The 208-nt window shown below is 66.3% G+C and carries 1 pseudogene; it reads left to right on the top strand.

The window, feature by feature from the left end:
- Nucleotides 1-208, top strand: a pseudogene (locus EXE45_RS19455) (hypothetical protein); the annotation flags it as partial.

The raw sequence follows: 208 nt of genomic DNA, 5'->3' as shown, positions 1-208 counted from the left end.
AGACGAGCTGCGGAGCCTCACCTACTTCACGGAAGCGGACGTCGACCAGCTGTACCTCCGCAGCGACCTGAGCCGGACCGCCGACCTGGTCGGCTTCGCCGAGAACGAGCGCCAGGGGTTCCACGCGCAGTCGATGTACGCCAACACCCAGCTCGGCGACTACCAGTTCACGGTCCGCGTGTTCGAGAACGGCTACCTCACGCGCGTC

The sequence above is a fragment of the Halorubrum sp. SP9 genome, assembly GCF_005435015.1.
Taxonomy (GTDB): domain Archaea; phylum Halobacteriota; class Halobacteria; order Halobacteriales; family Haloferacaceae; genus Halorubrum; species Halorubrum sodomense.
The sequence above is the reverse complement of the archived record's forward strand: the minus strand, read 5'-3'. Positions and strand labels throughout refer to the sequence as shown.